Source organism: Mycobacterium paraterrae, from assembly GCF_022430545.2.
GTDB lineage: Bacteria > Actinomycetota > Actinomycetes > Mycobacteriales > Mycobacteriaceae > Mycobacterium > Mycobacterium paraterrae.
Map to the genome: position 1 here is coordinate 888284 of NZ_CP092488.2, position 15757 is coordinate 904040.

The window sequence follows — 15757 nt, forward strand, 5'->3', positions numbered from 1 at the left end:
TCGACCTCCGTCAGGTGTGCGCCCACGATCGGGAATCAGCGGGACCGCTCGGCCCTCTCGGACTGTTCCCCGTTACGTTGCGCGGTACACGCTGAGGGCTCAGGCGTCCAGTTCGCGGGCTACGGCCTTGACCACCTCGGACACCTTGCGGGCGATCTTGCGGTCCGGGTACCGGCCCTTGCGCAGCTCGGGCTGCACAGTGCCTTCAAGCAGCGTGATCATGTCCTCGACCATGCCGTGCAGCTCGTCGGGGCTGTGCTTGTGCTCCGCCGGACCCTCGCGGCGGGGACGGCTGCTGAGCGTCGGCGGGGGGTCGATGAGCTTGAGACTCAACGCCTGCGGACCCCGCCGCCCGGACGCGAGACCGAATTCGACCTTCTGTCCGGCCTTGAGGCCTTCGACGCCCGCGGGTAGCGCCGAGGAACGGACGTAGACGTCCTCACCGTCTTCCTGGGATAGGAAGCCGAATCCCTTCTCAGCGTCGTACCACTTCACCTTGCCAGTCGGCACCGGACTCACCTGCTTGTCTAACGAATGACGATCTATGTCTACACAACGAAGCGCCCCGCCTGCGCAGGACGCGATGACGACCGATCCTACTCGGAACACCGCGGGCTGAGCGTGCGAGTTTCTCGCCTAAGCTGAGAACACCGCTGGAGGTGGCAATGCGCCTGATTCTGAACGTCATCTGGTTGCTTTTCGGTGGCCTGTGGCTGGCCCTGGGATATTTGCTGGCGGCCTTGATCTGCTTCGTCCTGATCGTGACCATCCCGTTCGGCTTCGCCTCGCTGCGTATCGCGTCGTATGCGCTGTGGCCGTTCGGCCGGACGATCGTCGACAAGCCCGGGACCGGCACCGGCGCCGTGATCGGCAACGTCATCTGGCTCCTGCTGTGCGGAATCTGGCTGGCCATAGGGCACCTGGTGAGCGCGGCGGCGATGGCCGTGACGATCATCGGCCTCCCGCTGGCGCTGGCCAATCTCAAGCTGATCCCCGTGTCGCTGGTGCCACTCGGCAAGGACATTGTTCCGGTCGAGCGTGCGGCAGGGTGGAGCACCGTCGCCGCTCCACGACCCTGAAATTCACGCCGAACCGACCGATCGCGTGACCTGCGATTAATCCCTGAAACGTCTGTGAAATCAGTCACATAACGGTTTGATCACGGCCGGGCAACGGCCTGATTGCGACTCGCCTAACCAGCGAAAACGGCGGACCAGAGCGGCGTTTTCCCTGCTCGGAAATCGCGAAACGCTGCTCCGCTCATAAAATGACTCCGCTGCTGCCAGCCGCTAGCGTCGTGCGCGGGCCCGCCGAGACTCCCTGCGCGGTGGGCCTTCTCGCCTATAGCGCCGAGCTCCATCCAATAGGCGAGCAACGCCAACCCGTGGATGGAGGCGGGGGACCCAACGGTCCGCCGAGATCGAACCCGGAGCCGCCAGCGGCTCCTTGGGGTGAAGCCGACGCGTTTCCCTTCAGAGACACGACGGCCGGGCGACCTCTTCCGCCCGAACCCGACAGCTGACCTCGTAGGCGCATACGAGAGGAATCCCAAAGGGCTATGAGCGGTCGTCACCGTAAACCCACCACGTCCACCGTCGGCGTCGCCAAGCTGGCCTTCACGGGTGCAGTCATTGGCGGAGGCGGTATCGCTCTGGCCGGCCATGCGGCCGCGGCCCCCGACAGCGAATGGGACCGCGTCGCGGCCTGCGAGTCGGGCGGCAACTGGGCCATCAACACCGGCAACGGCTACCACGGCGGGCTGCAATTCTCGCAAGGCACCTGGGCTTCTCACGGTGGCGGCGAATACGCCACCTCGGCCAACCAGGCCACCCGCGACCAGCAGATCGCCGTCGCCGAGCGGGTGCTCGCCACCCAGGGCAAGGGCGCCTGGCCGGTTTGCGGACGGGGCCTGTCGGCCGCCACTCCCCGCAACCTGCTCGCTGACGCGCCGGCTCCCGACGCTCCGCCGCCGGACGCGCCCCCACCCCCCGCGTTCGAGCCTCCGATGCCCCCGCCGCCGGCCGACCCGCCGCCTCCGCCTCCCGCACCGGAGCTGCCCCCGCCACCCCCAGCCGAGCCAGCTGCGGTTGACTCGCCCCCGCCGCCCCCAGCACCCGAGCCACCCCCGCCGGCCCCGGTTCAGGCCGAGTCCGTAGCAGTCGACGCGCCCGCGCCGGACGCACCGCCGCCTCCTCCGCCGGCCGACCCCGCTCCGCCAATACAGGCCGAGCCGGTCGCCGCGGACGCGCCCGCGCCAACTGGCGAAGCGCCGGAAGGGGTGCACCAAGCCAACGCCGTGGGTTCGTGGACGATGGTCCCGCAGGAGCCGGCGCCGGCTCTGCCGATCGACCCGGCCACCGCCGGATCGGCGATTCACGACTTGCAGGTGCCGCCGCAGCTCGCGCCGATGCTCGACCCGGCGAAAATCCCCAGCATCAATCCCAACCAGCTGCCAGTCGCTCCGCCGCAGAACCTCGACCCGAGCTATCTGCAGGACCTGCTGAAAGCGGTTCAGTCGCAGAGTGTGAACACGAACCCCGCACTGCAGTCGCTCGCCTGACCGGCGAGCGCGCGGCGGGTGTTCCGCCTACCGGTTGACGTCGGTGACAGGATGCAGGTAGGGCAGTTCCTCGGCGGGCAGCGGGAAAACCAAGTCGCCAAACGGCGACAATGCGCCGGTCCGGTCGCTTGCCAGTTCGCTCACGGCGTGGTCGTCGGGGTTGGTCGTCGGCCAGCCGTTGTCGACATACCGCGTCTTCTGCGCCTTCTTGTCAGCCACGCGCTCCATTCTGACAGGTCCGTTGCGCCCGCGCCCGCCTCACCCTCGATCGACGCGAAAGGGTCACCCGCTCGCCTGCTTTACGCTGGTCAGCAATGACCGAACACACCCCGAGCATCCCGCTGGGGTCCTGGCTGGCCGAGTTGCCCGACGACCGATTGATCCGTCTGTTGGAGCTGCGGCCTGACCTCGCCCAGCCGCCGCCAGGCAGCATCGCCGCGCTGGCCGCACGCGCCCAGGCTCGCCAGTCGCTGAAGGCCGCCACCGACGAGCTGGATTTCCTGCGACTCGCGGTGATCGACGCGCTGCTGGTGCTGCAGGCGGACACCGAACCCGTTCCGGTCGCCAAACTGCTCACGCTGATCGGCGACCGGGCCCCCGAGGCCGACGTTCTGGATGCGCTCGCGGCTCTCAAGGAGCGCGCGCTGGTCTGGGGCGACACCGACCTGCGGGTGACCGCCGACGCCGCCGGCGGGCTGCCCTGGTACGTCGGGCAGGTGACGCTGGAAGACCCCTCGCAGAGCGCGGACCAGATCGCCGAGCTGATCGACGGCCTCGACGACCCGCAGCGTGAACTGCTGGACCGGCTGCTGGAAGGTTCCCCGCTGGGACGCACCCGCGATGCGGCGCCCGGCGCCCCGGCGGATCGCCCTGTGCCGCAGTTGATCTCGATCGGGTTGCTGCGGCGGGTGGACGCCGACACGGTGATTCTGCCGCGCCATGTCGGCCAGGTGATGCGCGGCGAGCAACCCGGCCCGGTGCGTCTAGCCGCTCCCGACCCGGTGGTGTCGACCACGACGGCTGGCGATGCGGACGCCGTCGCTGCGGGTGCGATCATCGACCTGCTGCGGGAACTCGACTTGCTCATCGAATCGTTGAGCGCCGCACCGATTTCGGAGCTTCGCACCGGCGGGCTCGGTGTGCGCGAAGTGCGCCGCCTGGCCAAGATCACCGGCGTCGAGGAGTCCCGGCTGGGGCTCGTACTCGAGTTGGCCGCCGCCGCGGGCCTGATCGCCAGTGGCCTCCCCGACCCGCCGCCGACTACCGGCGACCCGCCGTACTGGGCGCCGACGGTGGCAGCCGACCGTTTCGCCGAGGCCCCGATCGCTGAACGCTGGCACCTGCTGGCCACCACCTGGCTGGACTTGGCGGCCCGGCCGGCGCTGATTGGAACCCGCGGTCCGGACGCCAAACCGTATGCGGCACTGTCGGATTCGCTGTATTCGACCGCCGCGCCACTGGACCGCCGGCTGCTGCTGAGCATGCTGGCCGAGCTTCCGCCAGGCGCCGGTGTCGACAAGGACACCGCGTCGGCGGCATTGATCTGGCGACGACCGCGATGGGCCAAGCGACTGCAGCCCGCGCCGGTGGCTGACCTCCTCGACGAGGCACAACTGCTCGGCCTGGTCGGCCGCGGAGCCCTCAGCACACCGGGCCGGGTCTTCATCAGCGGCGCCGAGGAGGCCGACGTCGTCGCGGCGATGGCTCGCGCGCTGCCCACCCCGATCGACCACTTCCTGGTGCAGGCCGACCTGACCGTCGTGGTGCCCGGGCCCCTGGAACGCCAACTGGCCGAAGAACTCTCAACGGTAGCCAACGTCGAATCCGCCGGCACCGCGATGGTGTACCGGGTCAGCGAAGCCTCGATCCGGCATGCTCTCGACATCGGTAAGACCGCCGACGAGTTGCACAGATTGTTCGACAAGCACTCGAAAACTCCTGTCCCGCAGGGCTTGACCTATCTGATCGACGACGTCGCACGCCGGCACGGCCAATTGCGGATCGGCATGGCCACGTCGTTCGTGCGATGCGAGGACCCGTCACTGCTCGCCCAGGCGGCGGCCGCCGCCGAGCATCTCGGGCTGCGCGTGCTGGCGCCGACCGTGGCGATCTCGCAGGCTCCGATCAACGAGGTGCTGACGACGCTGCAAAACGCCGGCTTCGCCCCGGCCGCGGAAGATTCGACCGGCACCATCGTCGACATCCGCGCGCGCGGTGCCCGGGTTCCGGCCCCGCCGCGCTACCGCTCGCACCGGCCGACACAGCAGCCCAGCAGGGAAACGCTGAGCGCAGTGGTCGCGGTGCTGCGGAAGGTGACGACCGCTCCGTTCGACAGCGTCCGCATCGACCCGGCGGTTGCCATGTCGCTGCTCCAGAAGGCGGCGCGGGCGAAAGACACCGTGCTGATCAAGTACGTCGACGCCGCCGGGGTGGCCACCCAGCGGGTGGTGTCGCCGATCACGGTGAGAGGTGGACAGCTGGTCGCGTTCGATTCCGCCTCGAGCAGCGCCCGTGACTTCGCAATCCACCGCATCACGTCGGTGATGACCGCCGACGAAGACTAGTTGTCACCGGCTTCGGGATAATGGTTAGTTATGACTGACGGACCCCTGATCGTGCAGTCCGACAAGACAGTGCTGCTGGAAGTCGACCACGAACTCGCCGGTGCGGCGCGCGCGGCCATCGCGCCGTTCGCCGAACTGGAGCGAGCACCCGAACACGTACACACCTATCGGATCACCCCGCTGGCGCTGTGGAACGCCCGCGCGGCCGGCCACGACGCCGAGCAGGTCGTCGACGCGCTGGTGAGCTTCTCGCGGTATGCGGTGCCACAACCGCTGCTGGTCGACATCGTCGACACCATGGCCCGCTACGGCCGGCTGCAGTTGGTCAAGAGCCCAGTGCACGGGTTGACGTTGGTCAGCCTCGACCGCGCCGTGCTCGAAGAAGTGTTGCGGCATAAGAAGATCGCGCCAATGCTGGGTGCGCGCATCGACGACGACACCGTCGTCGTGCATCCCAGCGAGCGGGGCCGGGTCAAGCAGATGCTGCTGAAAATCGGCTGGCCCGCCGAGGACCTCGCCGGCTACGTCGACGGTGAGGCGCACCCGATCGCGCTGCAGCAAGACGGCTGGCAACTGCGCGACTACCAGGAGATGGCGGCCGACTCGTTCTGGGCCGGTGGCTCCGGGGTCGTCGTGTTGCCGTGCGGCGCAGGCAAGACGCTGGTCGGTGCGGCGGCGATGGCCAAGGCCAGCGCTACGACGCTGATTTTGGTCACCAACACCGTCGCCGGCCGGCAATGGAAGCGTGAGCTGATCGCGCGGACGTCGCTAACCGAGGAGGAGATCGGCGAGTACTCCGGCGAACGCAAGGAGATTCGTCCGGTCACCATCGCGACCTACCAGGTGATCACCCGCCGCACCAAAGGCGAATACCGCCACCTCGAACTGTTCGACAGCCGCGACTGGGGACTGATCGTCTACGACGAGGTACACCTGCTTCCCGCGCCGGTGTTCCGGATGACCGCCGACCTGCAATCGCGGCGTCGGCTCGGCCTCACCGCGACGCTGATCCGCGAGGACGGCCGCGAAGGTGACGTGTTTTCGCTGATCGGCCCGAAGCGCTACGACGCGCCGTGGAAGGACATCGAGGCCCAGGGCTGGATCGCCCCGGCGGAGTGCATCGAGGTCCGCGTCACGATGACCGACAACGAGCGGATGATCTATGCCACCGCCGAGCCCGAGGAGCGTTACAAGCTCTGCTCGACCGCCCACTCGAAAATCGCGGTGGTCAAATCGATTCTGAACAAGCATCCCGGTGAGCCGACCTTGGTGATCGGCGCGTATCTCGATCAGCTCGAAGAGCTCGGAGAGGTGCTGGGCGCGCCAGTGATCCAAGGCTCGACCAAGAATGCCGAGCGCGAAGAGTTGTTCGATGCCTTCCGTCGCGGTGAGGTGACCACGCTGGTGGTGTCGAAGGTGGCCAACTTCTCCATCGACTTGCCCGAAGCGTCTGTCGCGGTGCAGGTTTCCGGCACGTTCGGTTCGCGGCAGGAAGAGGCGCAGCGGCTGGGCCGGCTACTGCGACCGAAAGCCGACGGCGGCGGCGCGGTGTTCTACAGCGTGGTCGCCCGCGACAGCCTGGACGCGGAGTACGCCGCGCACCGGCAACGCTTCCTGGCCGAGCAGGGCTACGGCTACGTGATCCGCGACGCCGACGACCTGCTCGGGCCCGCGATCTGAGGCGATCGCAAGCGGGTCGCCGGCAGAACATGACTACAGCGACAAGATGGTGGCCGACGCGGTGCCGGGGGCGCCGTACACCTGCGCCAACCCCACGCGCGGGTTGCCCGGCACTTGGCGTTCGCCCGCTTCGCCGCGCAGCTGTCGTACCAACTCGTGCACCTGACGCAGGCCGGACGCGCCGATCGGCTCCCCGTTGGCGATCAGGCCACCGTCGGTGTTCACCGGGATCGACCCGTGGATCTCGGTGGCGCCGTCGGCCAGCAGCTTCTCCTGTTCACCGTCGGCGCACAGTCCCGTCTCGGCCATGTGAATGACCTCGGCGCCGGCGTCAGTGTCCTGCAGCTGCGCCACGTCGACGTCCTCGGGCCCGATGCCCGCGGCTTCGTAGGCGGCCCTGGCCGCGTAGACCGTCGGTGAGACGTCTTCGTCCAGCGGGGCGAACGTCGCATGCACCTCGTAAGCGCCGAACGTTCGCGTGCGAATCTCGCTGGCGCGCACGTACACCGGCTTGTCGGTGAACGTGTGCGCGATGTCGGCCCGGCACATGATCACCGCGGCGGCTCCCTCGTCGGGCGCGCAGAACATGTACTGCGTCAGCGGGTAGTTGAGCACGGTCGAGTTGAGGATCTGTTCCTCGGACATCGGCTTGCGGCGGAACGCGTTCGGGTTGATCGCGCCGTTGCGGAAGTTCTTCGCGGCGACCTTGGCCAGGGTCGCCTGGGAGATGTTGTGGTCGTGGAGGTACTTGTTGGCCTTCATCCCGAAAAACTTGGTGGTGACGAACTGGCCGTTGTTGGCATACCACTGTGGCAACGCGAGCTTGGCCGGGTCGTCGGTGAAGGCGCCCCGCGGGTGTTTGTCGAGGCCGATCGCGATGCCGATGTCGTATTTGCCCAACCGGATGGTGTCGGCGGTCTGCTGAATCGCGCTGGCCGCGGTCGCGCACGCGTTGAAGACGTTGGTGAAGGTGATGCCGGTCAATCCGACCAGCCGCGTCACGGCGTCCGGGTTGGACACTTCGTGGCTGCCGCCGAAACCGAATTGGATGTCCTTCCACTCCACTCCGGCGTCGGCCAGCGCCGCTTGGATGGCTTCGGCGCCCATCTGCATCGCGGTCTTGTCGAACCTGCCGAATGGATGCAGGCCCACACCGATGATGGCGACGTCACTGGACATCTCAAGCTCCTACCGGCTGGAAGGCGAACGTGACGATCTCGTTGCCGTCAGCGTCGGTGGTGAACGGAATCATGGTGAGCTCGACCTCTTGGCCGAACCGCAGCTTGGCCGGGTCGCTCTCGGTCAGCCTGCCCTCGACCCGGATGACGTCCCCGAGCTGGACCAGGCCCACCCCGAACGGCACGAAGTCGTCTCCGGTCGGACCGGCATAGGGAGCACCCGGCGGAAAGCCCTGCGTCGTCCAGGCGATCAAGGTTCCGGTGCGCGGCAGCTTGACCTCGGTCATCGACGGATGGCTGCATCGCGGGCAGAGATCCTGCATCGGAAAGGTTGTCGCGCCGCAGTCGCCGCATTGGCTGCCGATCAGCTCAGGACTCTCATCAGGCCAGGTCGAGATGCCGGGATCGATTGCCTTCTGCATCGCGGGGTCCTCCCTCAGCCGCCCATCCGATAATGCGCTCACAGAACCGTACAACAGCATTCCGCAAATACGGAAACCCCATTCTCATTTGTGCTTGTGGCAGGGCTTTCCCATCACCCGGAGCCAAACCCTTCAATGCGGCGACCAGCTCTGCCAGCCTCGGCGCAATGACCGTCACCGACGCGGCGGCGCCGACAGTCAACCGTGTCTGGGACACCCATCGCTGGAGCATCCTGCGGTGGGTCTCGCCAGTTGTGCTGCTCGTGCTGTGGCAAGTACTGAGTGCCGTCGGGTTCATCCCTGCCGACGTGCTGCCGGCGCCCCAGCTGATCTTCGACGCCGGGTGGCAGCTGGTCCAGAACGGCAAACTCTTCGACGCCTTGGAGGTGTCCGGCGTCCGGGTGATCGAGGGCCTGCTGCTGGGCGGGTTCGCCGGCGTAGCTCTCGGAGTGGCCGTCGGGCTGTCACCGTGGGTCGAGGCCACCGTGGATCCGCCGTTGCAGATGTTGCGCGCCCTGCCCCACCTCGGCCTGATTCCGCTGTTCATCCTGTGGTTCGGCATCGGCGAGGTCGCCAAGGTCAACCTCGTCGCCCTGGGTGTCGCCTTCCCGCTGTACCTCAACACCTTCTCGGCGATCCGGCAGGTCGACCCCAAACTGCTGGAAACCGCTGACATCCTTGGCTTTTCGCTGTGGCAGCGGCTACGCATCATCCTGTTGCCGAGCGCGGCACCCCAGGTGCTGGTTGGTTTGCGGCAGTCGCTGGCGATCGCCTGGCTGACGCTGATCGTGGCCGAGCAGATCAACGCGGACAAAGGCATCGGCTACCTGATCAACAACGCGCGCGACTTCCTGCGCATCGACATCATCATCTTCTGCCTGGCCGTCTACGCACTGCTGGGCATCATCACCGACGCCGGAGTCCGGGCGTTAGAGCATCGAGCCCTGAGGTATCGCACATGACCGTCACCTCCGAGCGACGAACGACCGTCGTCGGAAAACTCAGCAACGTCGAGAAGTTCTACGGCGGCCGGCGAATCCTGGACGGCATCTCCCTGGAGGTCCGGGGCGGTGAGATCGTCGCGCTCGTCGGTCGTAGCGGATGCGGCAAGTCGACGGTACTGCGGGTGCTCGCAGGGCTTTCCGACGACCACACCGGCGCCCGCGAGGTGAGCGGCGCGCCCGCGGTCGCGTTCCAGGAGCCGCGGCTGTTTCCCTGGCGCGACGTGCTGACCAACGTGCGGTACGGGCTCAACCGCACTGCGCTGTCGCGCGACGCAGCGCTGGCACGCTGCGAGCGGGCTCTCGACGAGATCGGACTCAGCGACCACGCCCAGGCGTGGCCCTTGACACTGTCCGGCGGTCAGGCGCAACGGGTTTCGCTGGCTCGCGCACTGGTTGCCGAGCCGCAACTGCTGGTGCTGGACGAACCTTTCGGAGCACTGGACGCGCTGACCCGGCTGTCCATGCGGGCTCTGCTGCTCGACCTGTGGCGTACCCACGGTTTCGGCGTCCTGCTTGTGACGCACGACGTGGACGAGGCGATTGAATTGGCCGACCGGGTGCTGGTTCTCGAGGAGGGGCGGGTGGCCCACTCGATCACGATCGAGTTGCCGCGGCCTGCTGAGCGCACCGCCCGCCACGACGACTACCGGGCCGAGCTGCTGAACAAGCTCGGCGTTCGACATTGAACGCCAAGCGGCGCTTAGTATTTCATGTCGGCGCCATCTTGGCCTTGATTGTCGCGCTGACTGGCTGCGTGTCGCGGGAGCTCGGGCCGCGGCCGATCGCGGTGCCGGCGGCGGTGCCGGCCGCTGAGCTGTCCGGACTGACCCTGCGGGTAGGCGACCAGAAGGGCGGCACCGAGGCGCTGCTGCGCGCCGCCGATGCACTGCAGGGCCTGCCGTATCGCATCGCCTTCTCGACGTTCACGTTCGGGCCGCCGCAGATCGAGGCGCTGAATGCCGGTCGAATCGACGTCGCGATCACCGGGAATACGCCGCCGATCTTTGGCGCGGCCGCCAATTCCAAGACCAGGGTGGTTGCGGTGTGGGACGGCGCGGCAGCCGGCGAGCAGATTCTGGTACGCACGCCTTCGACGATCAACACCGTCAACGATCTACGCGGCAAGACGATCTTGGTGGGCAAGGGCAGCGCCGCGCACGGCGATCTGCTCGAGCATCTTTCCGATGCGGGCCTCAAGCCCAAGGACGTCAAACTGGTGTTCCTCCAGCCCGCGGATGCGTTGTCGGCGTTCGCCAACGGACAGGGCGACGCTTGGGCGATCTGGGATCCCTATACGGCGCAGGCGAATCTGACGCTGAAGGTGCGCAGTCTTGGGTCGGCCCTCAACGGCTACCAGTTCGCCAGCGCGTCGGCCAAGGCGCTCAACGATCCGCAGCGCAACGCCGCGTTGGCCGACCTGTTGGTGCGATATGACCGGGCGGCGCAGTGGGCGCGCGACCATCCCGACGAATGGGCGCGGAAGTACTCCGCCGCGGTGGGCATGAGCCTGCCGATCTCTGCTCTCGCCCAGAGCAGATTGCGACGGCTGCCGGTTCCGCTCGACGACAAGGTGGTGGCGGCCGAGCAACGGCTGGCCGACCTATTCGCATCTGCCGACCAAATCCCGGAGGCGCCCGACTTCGTCAAATGGGTCGACCGTAGGTTCAACGGTGTGCTGGCGGACCGGCCGCACGACGTGACGACCACGAGGAGATGACGATGACGGTCATAGTGACGCTGGAGCTTCGATTCAAGCCCGACCAGGTCGCCGCGGGCCGCGAACTGATGGGTCGCGCGCTTCAGGACACGCGGGCGTTCGAGGGAAACCTACGGACCGACGTACTCTTCGACGCCGACGACGAAGCGCACTGGCTGCTCTACGAGGTATGGGAATCGGTGGAAGCCGACGATGCCTATCGTGCGTTCCGGGCCGGCGAAGGCAAGATCACCCAACTTCCGCCGCTGTTGGCCGCTCCGCCGGTGAAGATCCGGTACAACCCCAGCGACGTCTAACTCAGCGCCGGAATGACCTGTCGCTCAAAGAGTTCGACGCCCGAGCGGTCGTAGGCGGCTTCCGGGAAGTAACAGATTACGTATTCGCACCCGAGGTCGCGCAGCTTCTGCAGCCGCTCGACCACCTGCTCCGGGGTGCCGGCGGCCGAGTCGGGTCCGCTGGTGTTGCCGAGCATCGAGTCGGCCGCTGATTCGGGAACATAGCCGCTGAGGCGGTCGCGGATGCGCTGCACGCGGTCCTTGACGCCCTGTTCGGTCGGATCCAGGATCGCGTTGACGTTGACCGAGCGGACGATCGCGTCGAAGTCGGTGCCCACGTCGCGGCAGTGGCCGGCCAGCACCTCCGACTTGTGCGCGAAGGCGGCCGGCTCACCGGAGAAGTTGGTGTATTGCGCGTATTTCGCGGCGATGCGCAGCGTTTTCTGCTCACCCCCGCCGGCAATCCAGAGCGGTATACCGTTGTCCTGCAACGGCGTTGGCTCGACGATCGCGCCTTCGACCTGGTAGTGCTTGCCTTCGAAGCTGACCTTGCCGTCCCGCCAGGCGTCACGCATGATTTGGACGCCTTCGTCGAGGCGCGCCAGACGCACGCCTGCCGACGGGAAGCCGTATCCGTAAGCCCTCCACTCGTGTTCGTACCAGCCGCCGCCAATGCCCATCTGTACGCGACCACCAGAGACGATGTCCGCCGTGGCAGCGACTTTCGCGAGATAGGCGGGATTACGGTAGCTCATCGCCGTGCACATCTGGCCGAGCTTGATCCGCGACGTGGTGGCCGCATAAGCCGACATTAGCGACCACGCTTCGTGCGTCGCTTCAGCCGTCGGCATCGGGACGGTGTGGAAGTGGTCGTACACCCATACCGAGTCCCACGCGCTGTCGTCGGCGTAACTGGCCAGATCGCGCATCACCGCCCAGTGCTTCTCGACCTCGATGCCGACCAGATCCAACCGCCAACCCTGTGGGATGAAAAATCCGAAGCGCATGGTCCCGACTCTAGCGCGGGCCGCACGCCGGGCCGGTGAACCTCCCGGGTGAGCATTCGGGGCGCTCGAATCCGCCTATGCAACAGCGCAATTGGTGCTTTCCCGTCGCAGCATCGCGAACATAGCGAGCCACACCAGTCACTGGCCCAGGCGGCGTCCGCTGTGCCCGCCTCGCAGCGACAACGGCGGATCTGTCGGCATGTCATGCGACGGTTCGACCATGAAACATTTGCGTGGTACCGAGTTGCGGTACGTGCTGACCTTTCACCTGGCTAACCAAGGACCCTCCACCGTTGCCGAGCTCATCGAAGGCCTTGCCCATCATGGCTTTTACGTGCGCGGTCGGCCATCCAAAGTGGTCTCGGATGCCTTGCGATGGGAGATCGGGCGCGGACGGGTGCGCCGGCTGGGCCGCGGCCGATACGGCCCTCGATACATTCCGAGATCCACGGATTATCGAATTCACCAACGCGTGCTGGCGCTGCGATCGGCCGTTGTCGCGGAGAGGCGGGCACATTGACTGCCTCCTCAGCGAGGTACGAAAGTGGCCACTGTGATGCGAGGGCCTACATTTGACCCATGGCTTTCAAGCAGACGCTGTTTCGCCTCCTGTATCGAATCGGGTTCACGCCCTGGGACGGCCATCCGGTCGCCGCGCAGTTGCAGAAACTGGTCGAGGAACTCCCCGCGGGTAACGCCATCGATCTCGGCTGCGGCACCGGTGACGCATCCATCTACCTGGCACAGCACGGGTGGACGGTCACCGGCGTCGACTACGTCGACCGGCCCCTCGACGCGGCACGGGCCAAGGCCGCCGCGGCCAAGGCGCAGGTGAATTTCGTCAAGGCCGACGTCACCAAGCTCAGCCACGAGGGAGTCGGAGACAATTTCCACCTCATCGTCGACAACGGCTGCCTGCACAACCTGAGCGACGGCGATCGCGTCCACTACGTTCGCGAGGTCAGCGCCGTCGCCGCACCACACGCTCGACTGCTGATCACCGCATTCCTGCCCGGCGGCCGATTCGGCGTTCGCGGCGTCGAGCCCGCCGAGATGCAGCGACGATTCAGCGCCGGGTGGACGTTGCTGTCCAGCGGACGCGAAGGTCAACTCGACGAAGAGCAGACGCCGACGAACTACTACCTCTACGAACGCGAAAACCCCTGAGCCGTTGCAGCTCAGGGGCTTTCACGCGACGAATAACTAGGTCAGCGACGCCGGCGGCAGGAAGCGATCGCCGTAGCGCTCGGCCAGCTCCTTGGCTCGCGCGACGAAGGCTTCCTTACCGACGCCGTGCTTGCCCTGGTAGCCGACGATGAACTGCGCGCTACCACCGGTGTACGGCGGGAACCCGATGCCCATGATCGAGCCAATGTTGGCATCGGCGGTCGACGTGAGAACGCCTTCGTCCAAGCACTTCTGGGTCTCCAGAGCCTCGGCGAACAGCATCCGGTCGATCATGTCCTGCAACGGCAGGTCAGCCGAACCGGACTTGAACGTCTCACGCAGGCCGGGCCACAGCCGGGTCCGCTTGCCGTCGACGTACTCGTAGAAACCGGCGCCCTTCAATCGCGACGGCCGCCCGAGCTCGATCATCTTCTCCACGACGGCCTCGGCCGGGTGCGGCTCGTACGTGCCACCTGCATCTTCGATGCCCTTGCGGCTCGCGACTGCGATCTTGTGCATCAGCTCGAGGTTCAGCTCGTCGGACAGCTGCAGCGGCGGCGCCGGGTAACCGGCCTGCGAACCGGCGTGCTCGACGCTGGCGGGCTCCACACCCTCGCCCAGCATCGCCAGCGCCTCGTTCACGAACGTGCCGATGACGCGACTGGTGAAGAAGCCGCGGCTGTCGTTGACGACGATCGGAGTCTTGCCAATCGCCAGCGTGTAGTCGAATACGCGGGCCAGCGCCTCGTCGGAAGTCTTTTCGCCCCTGATGATTTCGACCAGCGGCATCTTGTCGACCGGCGAGAAGAAGTGGATACCGATGAAGTCCTCTTGACGCTTGACGCCGGTCGCCAGACCGGTGATCGGCAGCGTCGAGGTGTTGGATCCGAGCAGCGCGTTGGGCTCGACGATGTCCTCGATCTCCTGGAACACCTTGTGCTTGAGGTCTTGGTTTTCGAAGACGGCTTCGATGACGAAGTCGACGCCCTTGAAGGCCTCCGGGTCAGATGCCGGCGTGATGCGGTCCAGCAGCGCCTTGGACTTCTCCTCGGTGGTCTTGCCCCGCTGAAGCGCCTTGGCCTCGAGCTTTTCCGAGTAATTCTTGCCCTTTTCGGCGGCCTCGATGCTGACGTCCTTGAGCACCACGTCGTAGCCGGCCTTGGCCGACACGTAGGCGATGCCGGCGCCCATCATGCCCGCTCCCAGCACACCGATCTTGTTGATCTTGACCGGTGCGATGCCGTCGGGCCGCGATCCGCCACCGTTGATGTGCTGCAGGTCGAAGAAGAACGCCTGGATCATGTTCTTGGCGACCTGGCCGGTGACCAGCTGGGTGAAGTAGCGGCTCTCGATCCGGCTGGCGGTGTCGAAGTCCACCTGCGCGCCCTCGACGGCCGCGTCCAGGATGGCCCGCGGCGCGGGCATCGGGGCACCCTTGAGCTGCTTCTTGAGCAGGGCCGGGAACGACGGCAGGATGCCGGCCAGCGCGGGGCTGGACGGGGTACCGCCGGGCATCTTGTAGCCCTTCTTGTCCCACGGCTGCTCGTGCGAGTCCGGGTTCGCCTTGATCCAGGCCTTGGCGGCCGGCACCAATTCGTCCACCGAGCCGACCAATTCGTCGACCAGGCCGATCTCCTTGGCCTTGTCGGCCTTGAACCGCGTGCCCTGCGACAGGATGTTCATGAACGCGTTCTGGATGCCGAACATCCGCACGGTGCGGGTGACGCCGCCGCCGCCGGGCAGCAGACCGAGCGTCACCTCGGGCAGGCCGACGACCAGACCCTTGACGTCGGCGGCGATGCGGTGGTGACACGCCAGGGCGATCTCCAGACCACCGCCGAGCGCGGCGCCGTTGATGGCGGCCACCACCGGCTTGCCCAAAGTCTCCAGCGCACGCAGGTCGGCCTTGATGCTCTCGACCATGTCGAAGGCTTCCCCGGCGTTCTCCGGGCCGAGCTTGATCATGCTCTTGAGGTCGCCGCCGGCGAAGAAGGTCTTCTTCGCACTGGCAATCACCACACCGGTGATCGAATCCTTCTCGGCGACAAGGCGTTCGACGGCCTTGTGCATCGACTCGCTGTAGTGCTCGTTCATCACGTTGGCCGACCCGGTGGGGTCGTCGAGCGTCAACGTGACGATGCCGTCGGCATCCTTGTCCCACTGAATGGTGTTCTCTGCCATGG

At 66.7% G+C, this 15757-nt stretch carries 16 protein-coding genes and 1 riboswitch; of the genes, 10 read left to right on the forward strand and 6 right to left on the reverse strand.

Translation table 11 applies throughout. The annotated features are described in order from the left end of the window. Positions 1 to 99: 99 nt before the first annotated feature. On the reverse strand, positions 100 to 510 hold the full coding sequence (locus MKK62_RS04090) for a cold-shock protein (protein ID WP_067332259.1): 411 nt from the start codon (positions 508 to 510) through the stop codon (positions 100 to 102). 155 nt (positions 511 to 665) lie between these two features. Between MKK62_RS04090 and MKK62_RS04095 the strand changes: the two genes are divergently transcribed. Together MKK62_RS04095 and MKK62_RS04100 are read left to right on the forward strand one after the other, a co-directional pair. Next, entirely contained in the window at positions 666 to 1079 is a 414-nt protein-coding gene (locus MKK62_RS04095; RefSeq protein ID WP_240262277.1) for a YccF domain-containing protein, read from the forward strand. A gap of 286 nt (positions 1080 to 1365) precedes the next feature. Next, positions 1366 to 1548, forward strand: a riboswitch (cyclic di-AMP (ydaO/yuaA leader). Positions 1549 to 1558: 10 nt separating this feature from the next. Continuing rightward, positions 1559 to 2560 (forward strand): transglycosylase family protein, encoded by a 1002-nt coding sequence (locus tag MKK62_RS04100; protein WP_240262276.1) that lies wholly within the window; start codon positions 1559 to 1561, stop codon positions 2558 to 2560. A gap of 27 nt (positions 2561 to 2587) precedes the next feature. On the opposite strand, the gene MKK62_RS04105 is transcribed toward MKK62_RS04100, so the two are convergent. Next, complete coding sequence (locus tag MKK62_RS04105) at positions 2588 to 2788, reverse strand: hypothetical protein (protein WP_240262275.1); 201 nt, start codon at positions 2786 to 2788, stop codon at positions 2588 to 2590. An 86-nt stretch (positions 2789 to 2874) separates the two neighbouring features. Between MKK62_RS04105 and MKK62_RS04110 the strand changes: the two genes are divergently transcribed. Both MKK62_RS04110 and MKK62_RS04115 read left to right on the forward strand, forming a co-directional pair. Then, positions 2875 to 5124 carry a helicase-associated domain-containing protein gene (locus tag MKK62_RS04110; RefSeq protein WP_240262273.1) on the forward strand — a complete coding sequence of 750 codons (2250 nt, stop codon included), beginning with the start codon at positions 2875 to 2877 and terminating at the stop codon, positions 5122 to 5124. 30 nt (positions 5125 to 5154) lie between these two features. Next, positions 5155 to 6804, forward strand: coding sequence for a DNA repair helicase XPB (locus MKK62_RS04115; protein WP_240262271.1), 1650 nt, complete (start codon positions 5155 to 5157; stop codon positions 6802 to 6804). A 33-nt stretch (positions 6805 to 6837) separates the two neighbouring features. Here MKK62_RS04115 and MKK62_RS04120 read toward each other — a convergent pair whose 3' ends face one another. Then, the gene (locus tag MKK62_RS04120; protein WP_240262269.1) at positions 6838 to 7983 is read right to left on the reverse strand and encodes a thiolase family protein; all 1146 of its coding nucleotides are present in this window, start codon (positions 7981 to 7983) and stop codon (positions 6838 to 6840) included. Position 7984: 1 nt separating this feature from the next. After that, positions 7985 to 8404, reverse strand: coding sequence for a Zn-ribbon domain-containing OB-fold protein (locus MKK62_RS04125; RefSeq protein ID WP_240262268.1), 420 nt, complete (start codon positions 8402 to 8404; stop codon positions 7985 to 7987). A gap of 167 nt (positions 8405 to 8571) precedes the next feature. Between MKK62_RS04125 and MKK62_RS04130 the strand changes: the two genes are divergently transcribed. Genes MKK62_RS04130 through MKK62_RS04145 form a run of 4 tightly spaced genes read left to right on the forward strand, consistent with a single transcriptional unit; the run spans position 8572 to position 11421 of the window. Continuing rightward, on the forward strand, positions 8572 to 9366 hold the full coding sequence (locus MKK62_RS04130; protein ID WP_240262267.1) for an ABC transporter permease: 795 nt from the start codon (positions 8572 to 8574) through the stop codon (positions 9364 to 9366). Continuing rightward, positions 9363 to 10094, forward strand: coding sequence for an ABC transporter ATP-binding protein (locus tag MKK62_RS04135; RefSeq protein WP_240262265.1), 732 nt, complete (start codon positions 9363 to 9365; stop codon positions 10092 to 10094). The genes MKK62_RS04130 and MKK62_RS04135 overlap by 4 nt, the downstream gene beginning before the upstream one ends. Before the next feature lie 38 nt (positions 10095 to 10132). Beyond that, positions 10133 to 11125: an ABC transporter substrate-binding protein gene (locus MKK62_RS04140; RefSeq protein ID WP_240262263.1), complete on the forward strand. Its 993-nt coding sequence runs from the start codon at positions 10133 to 10135 to the stop codon at positions 11123 to 11125. A 2-nt stretch (positions 11126 to 11127) separates the two neighbouring features. Continuing rightward, a complete protein-coding gene (locus MKK62_RS04145; RefSeq protein ID WP_240262262.1) occupies positions 11128 to 11421 on the forward strand; it encodes a putative quinol monooxygenase in 294 nt (97 codons plus the stop codon). On the opposite strand, the gene MKK62_RS04150 is transcribed toward MKK62_RS04145, so the two are convergent. Beyond that, entirely contained in the window at positions 11418 to 12407 is a 990-nt protein-coding gene (locus MKK62_RS04150; protein ID WP_240262260.1) for an LLM class F420-dependent oxidoreductase, read from the reverse strand. The genes MKK62_RS04145 and MKK62_RS04150 overlap by 4 nt on opposite strands. Before the next feature lie 220 nt (positions 12408 to 12627). Between MKK62_RS04150 and MKK62_RS04155 the strand changes: the two genes are divergently transcribed. Continuing rightward, complete coding sequence (locus tag MKK62_RS04155; RefSeq protein ID WP_240262258.1) at positions 12628 to 12927, forward strand: hypothetical protein; 300 nt, start codon at positions 12628 to 12630, stop codon at positions 12925 to 12927. A gap of 59 nt (positions 12928 to 12986) precedes the next feature. Then, positions 12987 to 13574: a class I SAM-dependent methyltransferase gene (locus MKK62_RS04160; RefSeq protein ID WP_240262257.1), complete on the forward strand. Its 588-nt coding sequence runs from the start codon at positions 12987 to 12989 to the stop codon at positions 13572 to 13574. Positions 13575 to 13610: 36 nt separating this feature from the next. Here MKK62_RS04160 and MKK62_RS04165 read toward each other — a convergent pair whose 3' ends face one another. Continuing rightward, a complete protein-coding gene (locus MKK62_RS04165) occupies positions 13611 to 15755 on the reverse strand; it encodes a 3-hydroxyacyl-CoA dehydrogenase NAD-binding domain-containing protein (protein WP_240262255.1) in 2145 nt (714 codons plus the stop codon). Positions 15756 to 15757: the final 2 nt, after the last annotated feature.